Origin of the sequence: Bartonella sp. AP7XZML (genome assembly GCF_042195745.1) — a bacterium.
Classification (GTDB): Bacteria; Pseudomonadota; Alphaproteobacteria; order Rhizobiales; family Rhizobiaceae; genus Bartonella.
In genome coordinates, this window is sequence record NZ_JBHIOT010000016.1 from 1 (window position 1) to 16116 (window position 16116).

At 35.8% G+C, this 16116-nt stretch carries 13 protein-coding genes, 1 tRNA gene and 1 pseudogene; 7 read left to right on the forward strand and 8 right to left on the reverse strand.

Annotation, left to right across the window (positions count from 1 at the left end):
• Positions 1-160: 160 nt before the first annotated feature.
• Positions 161-237, reverse strand: a tRNA-Met gene (locus tag ACFILT_RS00925).
• A gap of 164 nt (positions 238-401) precedes the next feature.
• On the opposite strand from ACFILT_RS00925, the gene ACFILT_RS00930 reads away from it, so the two are divergent.
• Both ACFILT_RS00930 and ACFILT_RS00935 read left to right on the forward strand, forming a co-directional pair.
• A complete protein-coding gene (locus ACFILT_RS00930; RefSeq protein WP_273790823.1) occupies positions 402-1358 on the forward strand; it encodes a Gfo/Idh/MocA family protein in 957 nt (318 codons plus the stop codon).
• Positions 1359-1407: 49 nt separating this feature from the next.
• Entirely contained in the window at positions 1408-2526 is a 1119-nt protein-coding gene (locus ACFILT_RS00935; protein ID WP_375611954.1) for a DegT/DnrJ/EryC1/StrS family aminotransferase, read from the forward strand.
• Positions 2527-2849: 323 nt separating this feature from the next.
• Here ACFILT_RS00935 and ACFILT_RS00940 read toward each other — a convergent pair whose 3' ends face one another.
• Genes ACFILT_RS00940 through ACFILT_RS00950 form a run of 3 tightly spaced genes read right to left on the reverse strand, consistent with a single transcriptional unit; the run spans position 2850 to position 4116 of the window.
• The gene (locus tag ACFILT_RS00940; protein ID WP_375611955.1) at positions 2850-3116 is read right to left on the reverse strand and encodes a hypothetical protein; all 267 of its coding nucleotides are present in this window, start codon (positions 3114-3116) and stop codon (positions 2850-2852) included.
• The gene (locus ACFILT_RS00945; RefSeq protein ID WP_375611956.1) at positions 3106-3492 is read right to left on the reverse strand and encodes a hypothetical protein; all 387 of its coding nucleotides are present in this window, start codon (positions 3490-3492) and stop codon (positions 3106-3108) included. The genes ACFILT_RS00940 and ACFILT_RS00945 overlap by 11 nt, the downstream gene beginning before the upstream one ends.
• A 27-nt stretch (positions 3493-3519) precedes the next feature.
• Complete coding sequence (locus tag ACFILT_RS00950) at positions 3520-4116, reverse strand: DUF1134 domain-containing protein (protein WP_375613340.1); 597 nt, start codon at positions 4114-4116, stop codon at positions 3520-3522.
• A 214-nt stretch (positions 4117-4330) separates the two neighbouring features.
• Between ACFILT_RS00950 and chpT the strand changes: the two genes are divergently transcribed.
• A complete protein-coding gene (gene chpT / locus ACFILT_RS00955; RefSeq protein ID WP_375632317.1) occupies positions 4331-4969 on the forward strand; it encodes a histidine phosphotransferase ChpT in 639 nt (212 codons plus the stop codon).
• A gap of 223 nt (positions 4970-5192) precedes the next feature.
• On the opposite strand, the gene ctrA is transcribed toward chpT, so the two are convergent.
• Positions 5193-5894, reverse strand: a complete 702-nt coding sequence (ctrA, locus tag ACFILT_RS00960; protein ID WP_273790819.1) for a response regulator transcription factor CtrA — start codon at positions 5892-5894, stop codon at positions 5193-5195.
• 563 nt (positions 5895-6457) lie between these two features.
• Between ctrA and ACFILT_RS00965 the strand changes: the two genes are divergently transcribed.
• Positions 6458-6844 carry a flagellar export protein FliJ gene (locus tag ACFILT_RS00965; protein ID WP_375606932.1) on the forward strand — a complete coding sequence of 129 codons (387 nt, stop codon included), beginning with the start codon at positions 6458-6460 and terminating at the stop codon, positions 6842-6844.
• A gap of 139 nt (positions 6845-6983) precedes the next feature.
• On the opposite strand, the gene ACFILT_RS00970 is transcribed toward ACFILT_RS00965, so the two are convergent.
• Complete coding sequence (locus ACFILT_RS00970; protein ID WP_273790817.1) at positions 6984-7259, reverse strand: DUF1153 domain-containing protein; 276 nt, start codon at positions 7257-7259, stop codon at positions 6984-6986.
• A gap of 390 nt (positions 7260-7649) precedes the next feature.
• Here ACFILT_RS00970 and mnmA point away from each other — a divergent pair, with 390 nt between their 5' ends.
• The gene (gene mnmA, locus ACFILT_RS00975; RefSeq protein WP_375678634.1) at positions 7650-8873 is read left to right on the forward strand and encodes a tRNA 2-thiouridine(34) synthase MnmA; all 1224 of its coding nucleotides are present in this window, start codon (positions 7650-7652) and stop codon (positions 8871-8873) included.
• 275 nt (positions 8874-9148) lie between these two features.
• Here the strand turns inward: mnmA and ACFILT_RS00980 are convergent.
• Positions 9149-9960 (reverse strand): annotated as a pseudogene (locus ACFILT_RS00980) (TrmH family RNA methyltransferase).
• 765 nt (positions 9961-10725) lie between these two features.
• On the opposite strand from ACFILT_RS00980, the gene ACFILT_RS00985 reads away from it, so the two are divergent.
• A complete protein-coding gene (locus tag ACFILT_RS00985) occupies positions 10726-11634 on the forward strand; it encodes a cation diffusion facilitator family transporter (RefSeq protein ID WP_375618193.1) in 909 nt (302 codons plus the stop codon).
• Positions 11635-12927: 1293 nt separating this feature from the next.
• Here ACFILT_RS00985 and ACFILT_RS00990 read toward each other — a convergent pair.
• Positions 12928-13767, reverse strand: a complete 840-nt coding sequence (locus ACFILT_RS00990) for a DUF1460 domain-containing protein (protein WP_375638346.1) — start codon at positions 13765-13767, stop codon at positions 12928-12930.
• Positions 13768-14525: 758 nt separating this feature from the next.
• On the opposite strand from ACFILT_RS00990, the gene ACFILT_RS00995 reads away from it, so the two are divergent.
• Entirely contained in the window at positions 14526-15746 is a 1221-nt protein-coding gene (locus tag ACFILT_RS00995) for an MFS transporter (RefSeq protein WP_375678631.1), read from the forward strand.
• Positions 15747-16116: the final 370 nt, after the last annotated feature.

Below are 16116 nucleotides of genomic sequence, written 5' to 3' on the forward strand. Positions count from 1 at the left end.
CATCTTTAAAACTCTTTGAGAAAAAATAAATTGGTACAAAACCTAGTGTCAAAATATACAAAACCTGCTGGCAAGCTACACTGCTGGCAAGCTACAGGTACAAAACCTAGTGGCAAAATATACAAAACCCGCTGGCAAGCTACACACAATAAAAAAGCAATGGTAGCGGAGGAGGGATTTGAACCCCCGACACAAGGATTATGATTCCTCTGCTCTAACCTACTGAGCTACTCCGCCAAAATAAGCAATCATAATTGTCAATAATTACATCTTTTGCGGATATAAGGGGTAGAATAGTAAGATGTCAAGCGTCGTTTTTAAGCTTTTCTCTTGTCATTCTATTTTATCCTCGATATGTAAAAGTGTAATTTTCATATGATAAAGTAAGGTAAGGCATGAAAATGGTGCCACGTGTAGCGGTTTTAGGATGCGGTCATTGGGGTGAAAATCATATACGGACACTCCACTCTCTCGGGGCTTTAGCAGCAGTTTCTGATATTGATAATGATCGTGCTGCTAGTTTTGCAACACTGTATGGTGTAGAGGTTGTTACACCAGATGATCTTTTTACTCATCGAGATATTGATGCGCTGGTATTAGCGTTGCCGCCACAATTGCATACGCAAAATGTGCTCCGTGCTGTTAAAAATGGTAAAGATGTTTTGGTGGAAAAACCAATAGCCTTGAATGTTTCTGATGCTAAACGCCAAGTTCAGGAGGCTGAGGCCTATGAGCGAGTTTTTATGGTGGGCCATATTTTGCGTTTTCATCCAGCTTTTGAAAAAATGTGTGAATTGGTGAAAAACGGAGATGTGGGAGATGTGCGATATATTTATTCTCATAGATTAGGCTTTGGAAAATTTCACACACACAGTGATGCTTTATGGGATCTTGCCCCTCATGATCTTTCAATGATTTTGGCGTTGACAGGATGTGAACCTTCCGAAATTCGCGGTGAGGGGGCTGCTGTCGTTGATCAGATTTCTGATTTTTCTCATATTCATATGATTTTTCCAAATGGTGTGCGTAGTCATCTTTTTACTTCACGCTTGAGTTCTTATCGTGAGAGGCGTTTAATTGTTGTTGGAACAAAGGCTATACTCGTTTTTGATGATATGGAACCGTGGAGTCGTAAATTGGCAATGCACCATTTTGCCGTTTGGAAAGAAAATCAAGAGTGGGCTTTTAGCATGGATGAGCTGAATTACATTGATGTTTGTGAAGATTTGCCGCTTACTTGCGAATTACGGCATTTCCTTCATTGTATTGAAACGCGTCAATCACCTCGTACAAATGGTGATGATGCTATTGCGGTTTTACGGATTTTAACAGCTGCTGATGTCAATTATGATAGATAAAAGAGATAGGTAGCGCTTTTGCATTCTTGTGATGATCAATGGAGTTAATATGCAATTCATCGACCTTGGGGCGCAGCGTGCGCGTATTGAAGATAAAATTAATTCTGCAATTGCGCATGTAGTCGCTAGTGGTAAGTATATTTTGGGGCCAAAAGTAACAGAATTTGAAGAGAAATTGGCAGAATATCTTGGCGTTAAACATGTGATTGCATGTGCTAATGGAACAGATGCTTTGAAGATGCCTCTTATGGCTAAAAATATTGGTCCAGGGGATGCTGTTTTTTGTCCTAGTTTTACGTTTTCTGCAACGGCTGAAGTGGTTGCTTTGGTGGGGGCTAAACCTGTTTTTGTTGATGTTTTACCTGATACATTCAATATTGATGTTGAAAAACTTTCTCACGCTATCGAAATGGTAAAAAAAGAGGGACGTCTAAAGCCAAAAGCTATTATTGCCGTTGATTTATTTGGACTTTCTGCTGACTATGTGCAAATTGCTCAAGTGGCTGCAAAGGAAAATCTTTTTGTAATTGAAGATGCTGCTCAATCTATGGGGGGGAGAAGCGGTAATACTATGTGTGGTGCTTTTGGTGATGTGGCTGCTACAAGTTTTTATCCTGCAAAACCATTAGGATGTTATGGTGATGGAGGCGCTATGATGACCAATGATGATCATTTTGCAGAACTTTTACGCTCTATTTTGTTTCATGGTAAAGGTGAAACGCAATATGACAATGTACGTATTGGTATGAATTCGCGCCTAGATAGCATTCAGGCTGCAATTTTACTAGAAAAGTTTGCGATTTTTGAAGATGAAATGGAAAAGCGTGTGGAAATTGCTCAACGCTATTCCAATGGCTTAAGAGATATTGTTACAGTTCCAGAAATAGGAGAAAATATTCGTTCTGCTTATGCACAATATACGATTAAGGTAAAAGAACGGGATAAATTAAAAGATTTTTTACAAAAAAATTCTATTCCTACAATGATTTATTATAAAACTCCTTTACATCAACAGCCAGCTTATAAACACTTCCCTTATGTAAAAGATTCCCTTTCTGTTTCAGAGTCTTTAGGAGAGTGTGTTTTAAGTTTACCAATGCATCCTTACTTGACACAAACGGATCAGGATATGATTATCAAAAAAATAAGAGATTTTTATCACTCTTGAGAGCGTGTTTTTATCCTTAAAATTATGGTCAAAGCTCTATTGGTGATCCATCTTAGAAGGTATTTTTTGTTAGAGTGTGTGGCCAATATTTTGGTATTATTTCCTTTCTAGGACCTATGAAATGTTGTCCTTTAGAGCGGTGATATGATTAGAAAGTGAAGCTTCTAGACAAGAAGATATTTTTTAACAGAACGGTATGGGCTAAGAAACTTTGTCCTTAGCTTAGCAAAAAAGTCACGTTTAGTAAAAAGGATTTGGGTTATGAAAGTTACAATGAACCTTTGTTGATTTTACTCTTCATTTAAGGTGTTTTAAAAGATAACTTATTTAACAGGGCTTTTGGAGAGAAAAGTTATTTTTTGGCGAATACGTGATGCTAGGTCATTTTTGCTTTTGGATTTTTGAATCAATGTGTTGATGGGTGATGTATTCCCCTCTTGTAGCGCTATTTGAGCTGCCAATGTTGCTGCAAGTTCTTTTGTTTCTTCTCGGAGTTCTTCTAGCAATTGGTGGTTGGCGGTCGTGTCCAGCTCATGAGTTTGGATTTTTTGTAAGCGTTGCTGATAGTGTGCGACTTTTTCACGCATCATTTGTCTTTCCTTTGGAAGTGTGTAGTGTGGCGATATTTTGTTTGATTGCTATCGCTTCTTTGGTGAGAGTATCTTTTGTGGGGAGGCATAGCCGATAAAATTGTTCTGTTACTTGGCTCAATTGTATTTTTTGTTGGACATATTTTTTTTGCAAAAATTCGTACTTTTGTTGGTTGTTTGCTAATTCTACAGCATGTTGTGCACGAAGAAAATCGTGATTTGCTTCTATTTCCGCGAGTGATAATGGCATTTTCGCACAAACATCTTTATACGCAAAATGAACGGCTTTACGCCAAATAAAAGGAGATAAAAGCACCAGTAACCAGGAAGTAAAAGCAACTCCAAGTATAAAAAAAAGAAATGATTGAATAAGCATAATACCCCTTTTCAAATAAGAAACCGTTTAAAATGGATTCCATGTCGGTCTATGTGTTAATTTTAAATATCCTATATTGATACCAAGGCGTGCGCCGACTCCTGTACGTATTGGGATTAACAAGGTATTATGGTATTTTAGGACATGAAAACCAACACCTGCAATTAAATAGGCCGAACCTGAAATACCACCATAGCGTCTCCATAAATTATTTATGCCATTAAGATTGTAAACTAAGATCATTAAACGGGAGCCTTGGCCGCCAAAATCCCATCCTACTGAGGGACCTTGCCAAAAAACTTTATGTTGACCATAGCTTTTGGTAAAAACCATTCCTTCGCCATAGGTTAATCCAGCAAAAAAGGCACCAGAAGCTTCTTCTCCTAAAATATAGGCATTGGGATAACCGTATTTTGAAAAAATATTTTGAATTGCAACAGCCAGACCACTGGCTGTTTTTCCAAAAAAAATATGACCAGAATCAATAATTTCTTGGAGTGAATAATGAGGTTCGTTTTGCTCTATTGGTTTTAGTCGAGCTTGTGTAGTGTTTATGGTGATGAATAAAAGGAAGATTAAAGATATAATATTTTTGTACCAGTATTTGAGCAGAGAGAGAGCCATGGAGTTTTCTCCTTTTATTAGTGATAAACAAAAAGATAATATTAGAATTTTCATTCTATTCAAATAAAAAATAAGATATAAGGTTATTTAAATTCTTGAATTTATTTCTGAATTTTTTAGCATGATTGTTAATGTTTCCTATTATGCATCAGATGTTAAGAGTTTTTCTTTAAAATAAAGTTTGTTTTTTTGAATCTAGGAGTTTTCAATCATTATGACGTTAGATATTTCTTTGAAGCCTATGGATCTTGCTGCTTTGCTTTGTAGTCGTATTTGCCATGATTTGATTTCACCTGTGGGGGCTATTCAAAATGCAATGGAGCTTTATGATGAAGGAGGAGCTGAAGAAGATGCTTTACAATTGGTGCGTTTATCCGTTGCGAGTGCTGCTGCACGTCTACAATTTGCGCGATTGGCTTTTGGTTTTGCTGGTGCAAGTGGAGGACAAATAGATACACGGACTGCAGAGCAGGTTGCTCAACAATATATGAAAGAAGAAAAAGCAACTTTAAAATGGCAAGCTTCTTCTTTATTGTTAGAAAAAGATGAAGTTAAACTTTTGCTTAATTTATTATTGATTGCAAACGCAACAGTTTCTCGTGGTGGTGAAATTGTTGTTATGATTTTGCAAGAAGAAAATAAACGTTCTTTTCGATTTGAGGTTTTCGGTAGAACTCTCCGTATACCCCCTCATTTTCTTGCGTTATTTCGTGGAGAAGTTCAAGAAGAGCTTATTGATGCACATGTCATCCAATTTTATTACACAATGTTACTTGCTCAGATGACAGAGATGAAAATAAATATTGATGAAAGTGATGGTTGTATTGTTTTAGAAAGTGTAAAAAAGCTTTGAATAAGAGAGAAGCGCTTAAGCTGTGTTGGGAAAAGTGGCTTCGATTGAACTTATGAGTGATAAGGTTATATGTGTAAATTGGGTGTGGTTACTTCTTAAGCTTTAAGCGCTTTCTATATGAGATTTTTAGTGTGCGAGTTCTCTACTTTTAACAGAGAAAAGATCTCTGGAAAAAATCTCGGCCCGCTACACTCCGAGATTTTACAATGTGCATGTTCACTGCTTAAGCGGTTTTTCGTACGTTCTCTTCAACTGGATCACGTAATACATAACCACGTCCCCAAACTGTATCAATGTAATTTACACTGGAAGAGACTGCTTCCAATTTTTTCCGCAATTTACAAATAAAAACATCGATAATCTTTAGTTCTGGTTCATCCATTCCACCATAGAGATGATTGAGAAACATTTCCTTGGTAAGGGTGGTACCTTTGCGTAAAGAGAGAAGCTCTAACATTTGGTATTCTTTACCGGTTAAGTGAACAGGGCGCCCTGCAACTTCGACAGTTTTTGTGTCAAGGTTAACGGTGAGATCTCCGGTAACAATAACCGATTGTGCATGTCCTTTTGAACGACGAACAACTGCATGGATACGTGCAATGAGCTCATCCTTATGAAAAGGCTTCGTCATATAGTCGTCTGCTCCAAAGCCAAAACCACGAACCTTATCTTCAATGGCATTCATACCAGAAAGGATTAGGACAGGAGTTTTTATTTTTGCCAACCTTAGAGTCCGCAAGACATCATACCCTGACATGTCAGGCAAATTCAGATCAAGCAAAATGATATCATAATCATAGAGTTTTCCTAAATCGATACCTTCTTCACCCAGATCAGTGATATAAACATTAAAGTTAGCCGACTTTAACATCAACTCAATGCTTTGAGTAACTGCTCTATCATCTTCAATTAATAATACGCGCATTTTAGATCCCTCACTTTGCTCCTTCACGAATCATAAGGAGCATTTCTATTTTATATCAGTTAGCAAAACCACTGTTATAAAAACAATTCATTAAATCAAACACTTATAACAAAGCGTTTATGAACATTTCAGTAGTACGCGTAACAATCACTACTAAATTCCCCACTATCCATGATAGTGGTTAACAAAATATTTTTATTTTTGAAAGAGGCTACAAAATTATTTTAGAAAAATCCTATATTTTTTAACATAATAAAAAAGGAGAGCTTTTTCTATAAACTTTAACTTAAAAAAATTTGTAAAAGAGCTTTATAAATTACTTTTTTACAATTTCAGTGTTTATTTACTGAGCTTTAAACCTCTTCAGTTTATAATGGGGGAAAAGTTAAAGAAATAGTTATTGCTCTTTAAAGCAGATTGTATTTTCAGATGCTTTAATGCAAGGCAAAAATTATTATAATTTCAAGTTAATAGACTGTTTTTGTCGGATAGATATATAACTAAAAGATATTTATTGGGTGTGAATGCGAGTTTTGAGTTGGCGCAATCAAGGAGTAGTGAGTATGAAGCCACGAGAAAATATGGTGCGATTGAGGATGTTTCAAGTGCGTGGAAAGCGCCGTGAAATTGCACAGCTTGAGATGATGATCGCAGAATTTGAACGAATGGTGTTAGAGTTGGAAGCACAGATTACTCATGAAGAACGTAAATCTGGAAACAATGATGTTCACCATTTTGCTTATTCTGCTTTTGCGCGTGCAGCGCGGCAAAGACGTGATAATCTGATCAATTCAATTCGTGATTTAGAACTTCAAAAAACAAATGCTGAAATTGCTCTCCATGAAGCTAATACAGAGCTGCAACGTGCACAGCTTTTGGAAGCACGAGAAAAGAAGATTGCTGCGGATGATAAGGATATTTTGATTCAATCTAATTCAATGGTTGGCTAATTTAATGGCTGGATGATAAAAGCAATTATTGAAAAATCCATTCTTTCAAGTTTATCTTTTGGATATAGTATAAAACAGCCAAACTTTTATCAAGTTTGGCTGTTTTATAGATTGCTTTATGTTATTAATCAATGGCAACTTAATGCCTGTAGTGTTGAATCTTGGTCGTTCGTAATCCCGCTAAACCGTGTTCATCGATTAAACTTTGCCATGAAAGAAATTCTTCCACGGTCAAAGTATAACGGTGGCACGCTTCGTCAAGACTTAACAATCCACCTCTGACAGCCGCAACAACTTCAGCTTTGCGACGAATCACCCAGCGCCGTGTTGTTTGCGGCGGTAGGTCGGCAATTGTAAGCGGACTTCCATCTGGCCCAATAACATATTTCATTTGTGTTTTTATCAAGTTGCTCATTCGTATCCTCTACCTTTAGTCAAGGACTTGATTCGTTTATAGAGCATGAAATTTAAAAAAGAGCTAAAAGCGCTGAAAGAAAAAATTAATAAAGTGATTGGGTATGTAAAAAGAAGCTCAAGTTGAAGTGTGTAGAAGAGATTCTTGCAATATTTTACCGGATTTTTCAAAAGAGAAAAAAGGTTTTCTCCTAAACGATTACCATTATGCCTTATTTCTATCATTCTTTTTTTGTTTGCAGCAGCTTTTAAGAAAGTAATGCCTATGGTTGTGGAAAGGATAAAAAAATAATATAAAGACAATCAATCGTGTAAAAGTGCTAAAGAGCGTGCATCAGAATGTCAACATATGGCTAGCCATTAAACAGAGCATTAAATAGAGAATGAATACATGTTTTTAAACAGTCTTGATTTACCAGGACAACCTGAGGATTCTCGCATTGTTGTTGCAATGTCGGGGGGGGTTGATTCATCGGTTGTTGCAGGTCTTTTGAAAAAGGAAGGGTATAATGTTATTGGCATTACGTTGCAGCTTTATGATCATGGGGAAGCAACGCATCGGGTGGGGGCGTGTTGCGCAGGACAAGATATTGAGGATGCACGCCGCGTTGCAGAAACACTAGGAATACCGCATTATGTTCTTGATTATGAAAAGCGCTTTCGCGAAGCTGTTATTGATCCTTTTGCAGAAAGTTATGCTCATGGAGAGACCCCAGTACCATGTATTGCATGTAATCAAACGGTTAAGTTTGCTGATTTATTAACAACGGCACGCGAATTGGGAGCAGATGCTTTGGCTACGGGACATTATATTCGTTCGCGTTCCCACGGAGCGCATCGAGCACTCTTTCGTCCTCTCGATAATGATCGTGATCAGAGTTATTTTCTCTTTGCAACGACACAAGAACAAATTGATTATTTGCGTTTTCCACTTGGTGACCTTCCAAAAGCCCGCGTTCGTGAAATGGCAGCAGAAATGGGCTTTGTGGTTGCCAATAAGCATGATAGTCAGGATATTTGTTTTGTTCCACAAGGAAAATATTCAGATGTTATCGCAAAACTGCGTCCAGAAGCAGCTAATCCTGGCGTTATTGTCCATATTGATGGAAAGATTTTAGGTAAACATTCGGGAATTGTTAATTATACGGTTGGTCAACGTCGTGGTATTGGGGTGTCAACGGGTGAAGCGCTTTATGTGGTTTATCTCGATGTGGAAAATGCACGTGTTATTGTTGGACCGCGTGAAATGTTAGAAACGCATAAGCTTTTTTTACGTGATGTGAATTGGCTTGGTGATGAGTCGTTAGATAAATTTCCTTCTCAAGGTATTGAGGTGGCTGTAAAGGTGCGTTCAACGCGTCCTCCTCACCTTGCGCGTTTACATTATAAAGAAGGTATTTTTTCCGTTGATTTATTGGAATGTGAAAATGGTGTGGCACCAGGGCAAGCTTGCGTTCTTTATGATGGAAATGGTCATGAGGCGCGTATTCTTGGGGGAGGATTTGTAACACATTCAGAACGTGCAGCCGATACTGAAATGATGTTGAAGCGCGTTTTATGCAATCTCGAAACAAAAGATTCTGTTTCCTCAGAACTAAAAACAACAGCTTTATAAAGCATAGTAAATTGATTTAATGATATCTTTTAACCTTAAACTAGAATGAGAGACTTCCGGAAGATTTTCTCATTGAAAGTTTATTTTATAATTGAATCCATCAACATTATATTTTCTGCACGTCATAAGTGGGGTTAGGGTGTGAAAAGTGATGAAAAAAATGTAAAAATGTTTTTTATCAATGCTTTCAAAGGCTAGGGAACGGTAATGTTATTGGAGACTGGTAGATAACATACAACATTGGGTATGTTCTATAACTTGAAGTGTTATCATCTTTAGTGGTCAAAGTTGGTAAAATGAGCAAGTGCAATACCTGAGGCTGTGACAACATTAAGGCTGTCAAAACCGTCAGTCATGGGAATACGTAAGGTGTTTGATTGTTGTAGTATGTGGAGTGGTAAGCCATCGCCTTCTGTTCCAAAAATAAGTGCTATTCTTTTGCTTTTGTTGGCTTGTTTGATAGTGTGTGTGAGGCAGAAGGGGAGAGTGCATAAAGATGAAAGTTTTCATCGTTTAGAGCAGCTATAATGTCATCTATATCAGCGTTTTGCGTATAGGGTACTTTTAAAGCAGCGCCGGCAGACACTCTTATTGATTTGCGATACAGTGGATCGCATGAGGTTTTGTCGACAATAATGCCATTACTGGCAAAGGCTGCTGCATTACGAAAAATTGATCCCATATTATCGTGATTCGAGATACCACATAAAACAAGAATCAAAGCTTTTTCTGGAAGATGTTGTAAAAAACTTTGTAAAGATGGCAGTATTTTGCGTTTACCAATACCCAGAACACCACGATGAACATGGAAGCCGGTGATATTATCCATAACTTTTTGTGGAACGCAATAAATGGGACATAGGGGCTGTGTTTTTTCTAAAAGCGGTAGAAGTCCAGAGAGACGGTTTGCTACGATGAGCAGTGAGATGGCAGAAAACTCTTTTGAGTGTAGTAATGCGGACAATGTTACTTTGCCTTCAGCAATAAATTGATGTTGCCGTCCAACAAGATCTTTTTCACGGATATTATGATAGGCTTTTAGGCGTGGATCATCTGTTTCATTGATTGTTATGATATTCAAATGCATGCGAGATTTTTAGTGCTTTTTTCTTATGATTTCCAGATGTTAGAATTTGTTTTATTTAAAAAGAAGAGATAAAAAAATATTTTTTAAAACTTATGGTAGAATTTATGTTGACAACATGCAACCATAGGTATAATGTAAAAATACTGATACGGAATCATATATTTTTCTTGTATCGGGTGCAGTGTCTTGGGTCCCCGCTATTTCCCAAGCTCTGTATGCCCTTAATTTCTAAGGGAAAAGAATCTGGGTCCCCAATGCCCAGATTCTTTTTTTTGAGGGTAATCATTGTTCTTCTTTTTATATCTAAATTTTTTAATAAATCATATTTTAAAGTCCAGTTGACCTGTAAGGTTACAGTAGAGTGCTAAGATATTTTTTCTAAGGTGCAAAGATGACTTATAGATGGGTTATAATGCACATCATAAGATTAAAAAATAATGCATGATCATGATAGATTTGAGCAAAAACAAGTTTTTCGTTTATGAGAAGTGAGATGGCTTTAAGTTATTCAGAAAACGATTAATAATGAAGGTTATGTGTTTGATTGCTCTTGGGAAAACTCTTCTTTCTATTATTTTCTCTCTTCTTTATTTATTGGTGCTGTTCGTGTAACTGAGCAGTTTTTACGATAATAATGGTGAGCTGAGGCGTTTATTGTATGATGAAGCTTCTGTAATATTGAGGAAAGATCGTCGTTATGCCAAAAGTATAATGATATGGTTGAAAATATTAATTCCCTATTTCGTGAAGAAAAGGATGAGGTTCATGGATGTAAAAATCAATATACAAAGCTTAACTTTATACTCTATTTTTATTGCGTGTATTGTTTTTGCTTTGAAATATTGGGCATATCACATCACAGGTTCGGTTGCACTTTATTCTGATGCATTGGAATCAATCGTTAATATTCTTGCGTCATTAGCAGCATGGTGGGCTGTTAAAGTGAGTATGAAGCCAGCAGATCATGATCATCCCTTTGGGCATCATAAAGCGGAATATTTTTCCGCAATTCTTGAAGGGGTACTCATTATTATTGCGGCAATTGTTATTTTAAGAGAAGCATGGATAGCTCTTTCTACCGTTAAATTGTTGCAGAAGCCTGGAATATGGCTTGCTATTCATCTTATTGCAACTGTCATAAACTGTATGTGGGGAATGGTTCTTATTGGGCAGGGAAAACTCCATCGCTCACCGGCTCTTAAAGCTGATGGAGTACATTTTATAACTGATGTTTTTACGTCGCTTGCAATTTTAATTGGTTTGATTGCCGGTTTTGTCGGAGGATGGGGAGCTTTAGATCCAATTTTAGCGATAATCGTTGCCGTTAATATTCTCTTACAGGGCTGGAAGGTGATTAGAAATGCTGTTCAGGGATTAATGGATGTTGGCGTTGAATTGAATGAAAGCATGCGGATTCGTGAGCTGATTTCTGCAAATGCATCTGGTGCGCTTGAGGTCCATGATTTGCGGACGCGTGTTGCTGGGAGGGTTACTTTTATAGAGTTTCATTTGGTTGTGCCTGCTATAATGCAGGTAGGAGAAGCACATAAAATTTGTGATAAAATCGAAGCTGTTCTTCAAAAAGAATTTGATAATGTGCGTATTTCTATTCATGTCGAGCCTGAAGATGAGGCAAAATTGCCTCCTGGTACAACGGTGATCCCTTTTATATAAAAAGATTTTTTCAAATTGTCTGTTATGTTATAAGGGCTGTTTTTTTATGATGGAGCGATTCATACCTCTCGAAAATACGATGATGCTCTTTTGTTGATTTTATTTTTGCATCAATCAAGTATACAAGGTTAAATAGAGTATTTAAGGCAAGATTTATTCTATTTTGTTAAAACACTGTCATTTAAGGTGTGGTGAGATAAGGCATATAAAATTTGATCTATTAAGTGTTTTTAGAGTATGGAGTAAATATTCAAAATACGACTTACCGCTGTATTCTTTTGTAAGTGAATCTCATGAAATGGTTAGCAGCTTAAATCCACTTAAGAGAACGGATTGTTTACAGACTTTCAGGAGTAGATGTTTCGTCTCTTAGGGCGAAGAGGAGTGAAGCCTTCGTAATAAGTTTAATGAGATTTAATTATAAATTTTATATAAAAGTTATGAATAGGGTTTTAAAGTTTGTGATCATAGATTAATCATCATTATTGTTGCTAATAAATGTATTGTTTTATCGATACAATGGATTCTGTTTAGAGTGTTCTTTATTGCATGAAGGATGGGGACTCATTAAAGAATGAAAAAAAATAATGCTCATGTCTCTACTCTTTGAAGGATATTATTGTCGTTGCTGTAGAAAATCGCAAAGCTGAACTAAAGAATGATGCTAAAGATAGAAACTGGTTTTAATTGATGCTTTCATATTTTCATTCCAATCTGGCATCAAAATTTTACAAGGACTCGTACAGTATTGGTGCATCCTAATCATAAATATGCTTCTACATTAGAGCTATTTTAATTGATAGACAATAACAAAAAGCAAAGACTTTATAAGGAAAACAATGCTATAAAGTCAAAAATTTATATGCAATAAATTAGAGAGGTAGATTGAATTTTTATAAAATACTTTATGAAACAACACCAAACATATCTGGCTTTACTTTTACTTATTTTTACAAACGTTCGTTTGTGTTTTTTGCGTTATATTCGTAAAGATCAGATTAGCGGTAATCTAAAGATAACTCTTGGTTGAGAATATGAAAGGAAAGCGTGATACTATAATAGAGTCTTTTCTGTCTTTAATCTTTCAACCAGTAAAAGTGATTACAAATCCGTGATTTCTCCAAAAATGATTTTGTCAGACCTATAAACAAAGTTAGATCAAAACGACTTTTTTCTCTTAAAACTGTAAACAAATATATTATATCCGTATAGCTTGAACGAAGTTAGATGTTTACCTGAATAACGACAGTATATATTTTAAGAATAGAGAAGATATTTCATATCGCTATGATGTTATTCAAGAGCTCTTAAAACAATGATTCCTGGTGTTTTTTCAACATAATTCATAAAAGGAGAATCAACGACTTTTTCGTTTTCTTTTCGTGAAGAAGCATTTCTTAACATTGGCCCTTTATCTGTCATGATAAAGAAGCCCACATGTGTTACATCCAATCCAGCAAGTTTCGTATAAATACCAATGAAATCACCAGACTGTAAACGACCTATCACCTCCTCATTAATAAAGTTACTTGGAATATACGTTATCGTGCGTTTCACAACTGGCAACCCAGGTAGATAGCTTTCACCATCAGCTTTTTTGTTGAGATATTTTTCTATTTTTACCGCATGGGGACTTATTTCAGCGGTAATATCAGTGGCGAGTTTATATTCTCTATAAGCCCAATCCGTAAAAAAATGTTTCCGATTTAAAAAATCAACATTACCGTTAATATAACGCGTTTTTATGACGTTATTTATGAATTCTGTTTGGGATGTTGATTTGCGCAATGCTTCAACATAATCCAGATAAGTGAAGCAATCTAAGCCTCTAAAGTCAATAATCAGTTTTTCTGGTGTATTTTCTGAGCCATGTAACATATTTGCTTGGTAAGGTGTCCCTAAAAAAGCTTCAGAAAGAAAGTCAATTAGTGCCCCTTTTTCCTGATAATTTGTTTCTGAACGTTTTTTGAGAAGAGTATTTAATTTATTTAGAGTATAGGGATCTAGGTTTACGTTGGTTGTTTGTTGTGTTTTTATTTTATTTTCTAAAATACTCTCTTGTGAATCAGAATCCTGAACATCACATCCTGTTACCAACATTAATATGAGAATTAATAGGGATATTTTTCGCATTTTATACACCATTTTTGAATTAAAAATTCATGACGAACTATTTCTAAAAGTGCTATTTTTTTAAATGCTTATCATGATCATCGTTAGATTTAATGGTAGCATACAATCATTAAGAGTATCAATGAATATAAGGATAAAATAAGGTTCCACAAATTGCAAGCGATATGAATATTTTCTAAGATTATAGAATTAAAGAACTTTCTCTATAATATACTTATTTTTTAATCAAAATTATTGTCAAATAAATACTTTTAAAAATATGATGAGCTTTTTACGTTGTTAAGCTATTCTGGTGATGCTGCTTTAACCTTATAGCATATTCTGAGGGTAAGAAAATTTTTTAAGAGCTTATCTTTTAAAAGGTTTCAATTACTATAGTATATCTAACGTATCTGATGGAATTGAGATTCCTGAAAACGGTGGGATGAGAGGGGGAAACGATGTCTGATAAAATTCATCATAATGTCTCTAAAACTATTGGAAATACTTTGTGTTTCATGAAATTTTGTTCATGAGTTTGTCGCACAAATATTTTGTTCGTATAATGCAAAAAAATTTTTATTCTTTGACAATGAGATAGCAATTAAATATATACCAATTAAAACGTAATTTTATAGTTTTATCTTGACTCTTACTTAAATTTTTACTTTGTTATTATTTTGTATGTGAAAAGTATACGGTATAGAATACTTTTAAAAGGAAAAAGGAGTTAAAAGAGAGCGGGGGAGTCATTGTATGTGTAAAATAGTGTGTATGTTATGCCAGACCAAATGCTCAATCCGAAATTTGTTCAGCGTGGGCTCGTTTTAGTGTTCATCACTTTATTGTTAGATATTCTTTGTATTGCGATCATTTGTCCTGTTTTGCCTGAATATTTTTCTCAATTAACTGGAAAAGAGGTCAGTACATCTTTTGTAGAAAGAGGAAAATTACTTGCAGCTTATTCAGTGATGCAGTTTTTGTTTGCTCCTGTTATTGGCAATCTCTCTGATCGTTATGGTCGTCGTCCTATTTTGCTTCTCTCTATTATCTGCTTTGCTCTTGATAATCTCATATGTGCTATAGCATGGAGCTATTCTATGTTATTTATCGGACGTCTTTTGTCAGGGATAAGTGGCGCTAGTTTTGCAACTTGTACAGCTTATCTTGCGGATATATCCGATGATAAAACCCGTACACGCAATTTTGGTTTGTTAGGCATTGCATCCGCATTGGGGTTTATTTTAGGATCGTTTATAGGTGGTTTTTTAGGTCAGTTTGGTCCGCGTATTCCGTTTTATTTTGCTGTTGGTTTTTCTCTCATTAATTTTATTTTTTCTTGGGTTATGCTTCCAGAAACCCTTTCTTTATGGAATAGGCGCTTTTTTGATATTAAGCGGGCAAATCCCTTAGGTGCTTTTTGGCATCTGAAACAATACCCGATGGTTCTTTGGGTGTTATTGGTCTTTTTTCTTTATTGGTTTGCGGAATCTGTATGGTTAAGCATTTGGGCTTTCATTGCAAAAGAACGCTATGATTGGAGTTCTTTTTCTATTGGACTCTCCTATAGTGTTTTTGGGGTAGGCCAATTTATTGTAGTCGCTCTCATTTTGCCTTATTTTTCTAAACGATGGAGTGATTGGCATATTGTTATAGTGGGGCTTTTGTTTGCCTCCGTTGCTATGCTGGGTTATACATTCGCGACGCAGGGGTGGATGGTTTATATGGTTTGTGCGTGTACAATGCTTGAATATCTTGTTCATGCACCTATACGTGCGATTGCTTCAGCGCAGGTACCTACAAATGTACAAGGAGAACTGCAAGGAGCGATGACATCTGTTATTTCGTTGAGTTTAACATTTGGTTCTGTTTTTTATGTGTTTCTTTTTGAATGTTTTACAGATAAAAATGCACTGTTTTATTTTTCTGGTGCTCCTTTTGTTGGAGGCTTTTTTCTTCTTGTCGTTGCGACAGTTATTTTTGCCTTGCGGGTACGTTAATTTGTTGAGAGGGGCTGGTACGTACTATTTTGCTAAAGAATGCACAAGATAAACAAAATGTATCATTTTATAGGCAGAAAGTTTTTGTGATATTTGTTTCACAAAGTGTTGTATAAAATATCGATATATCCTTCTCATTTAGTAAAAATAATTTTTTTATTTTGTGATATTGTTTGTAGAGGGGGAGTCCGTATTTTTTCTATTGCTTGCAAATTAATATCCAGTGCTAATGCAGCAGCATATTGAAAACAAAGATTAAAACGTATCTGAGTTAGATGTATCAGTATTGTATGAACAATTCCAAATTTTATATGGCAAATTGGAAGTAAAATATTGCTTATATTTGTTGGCATCACTTCTGGAATCGAAA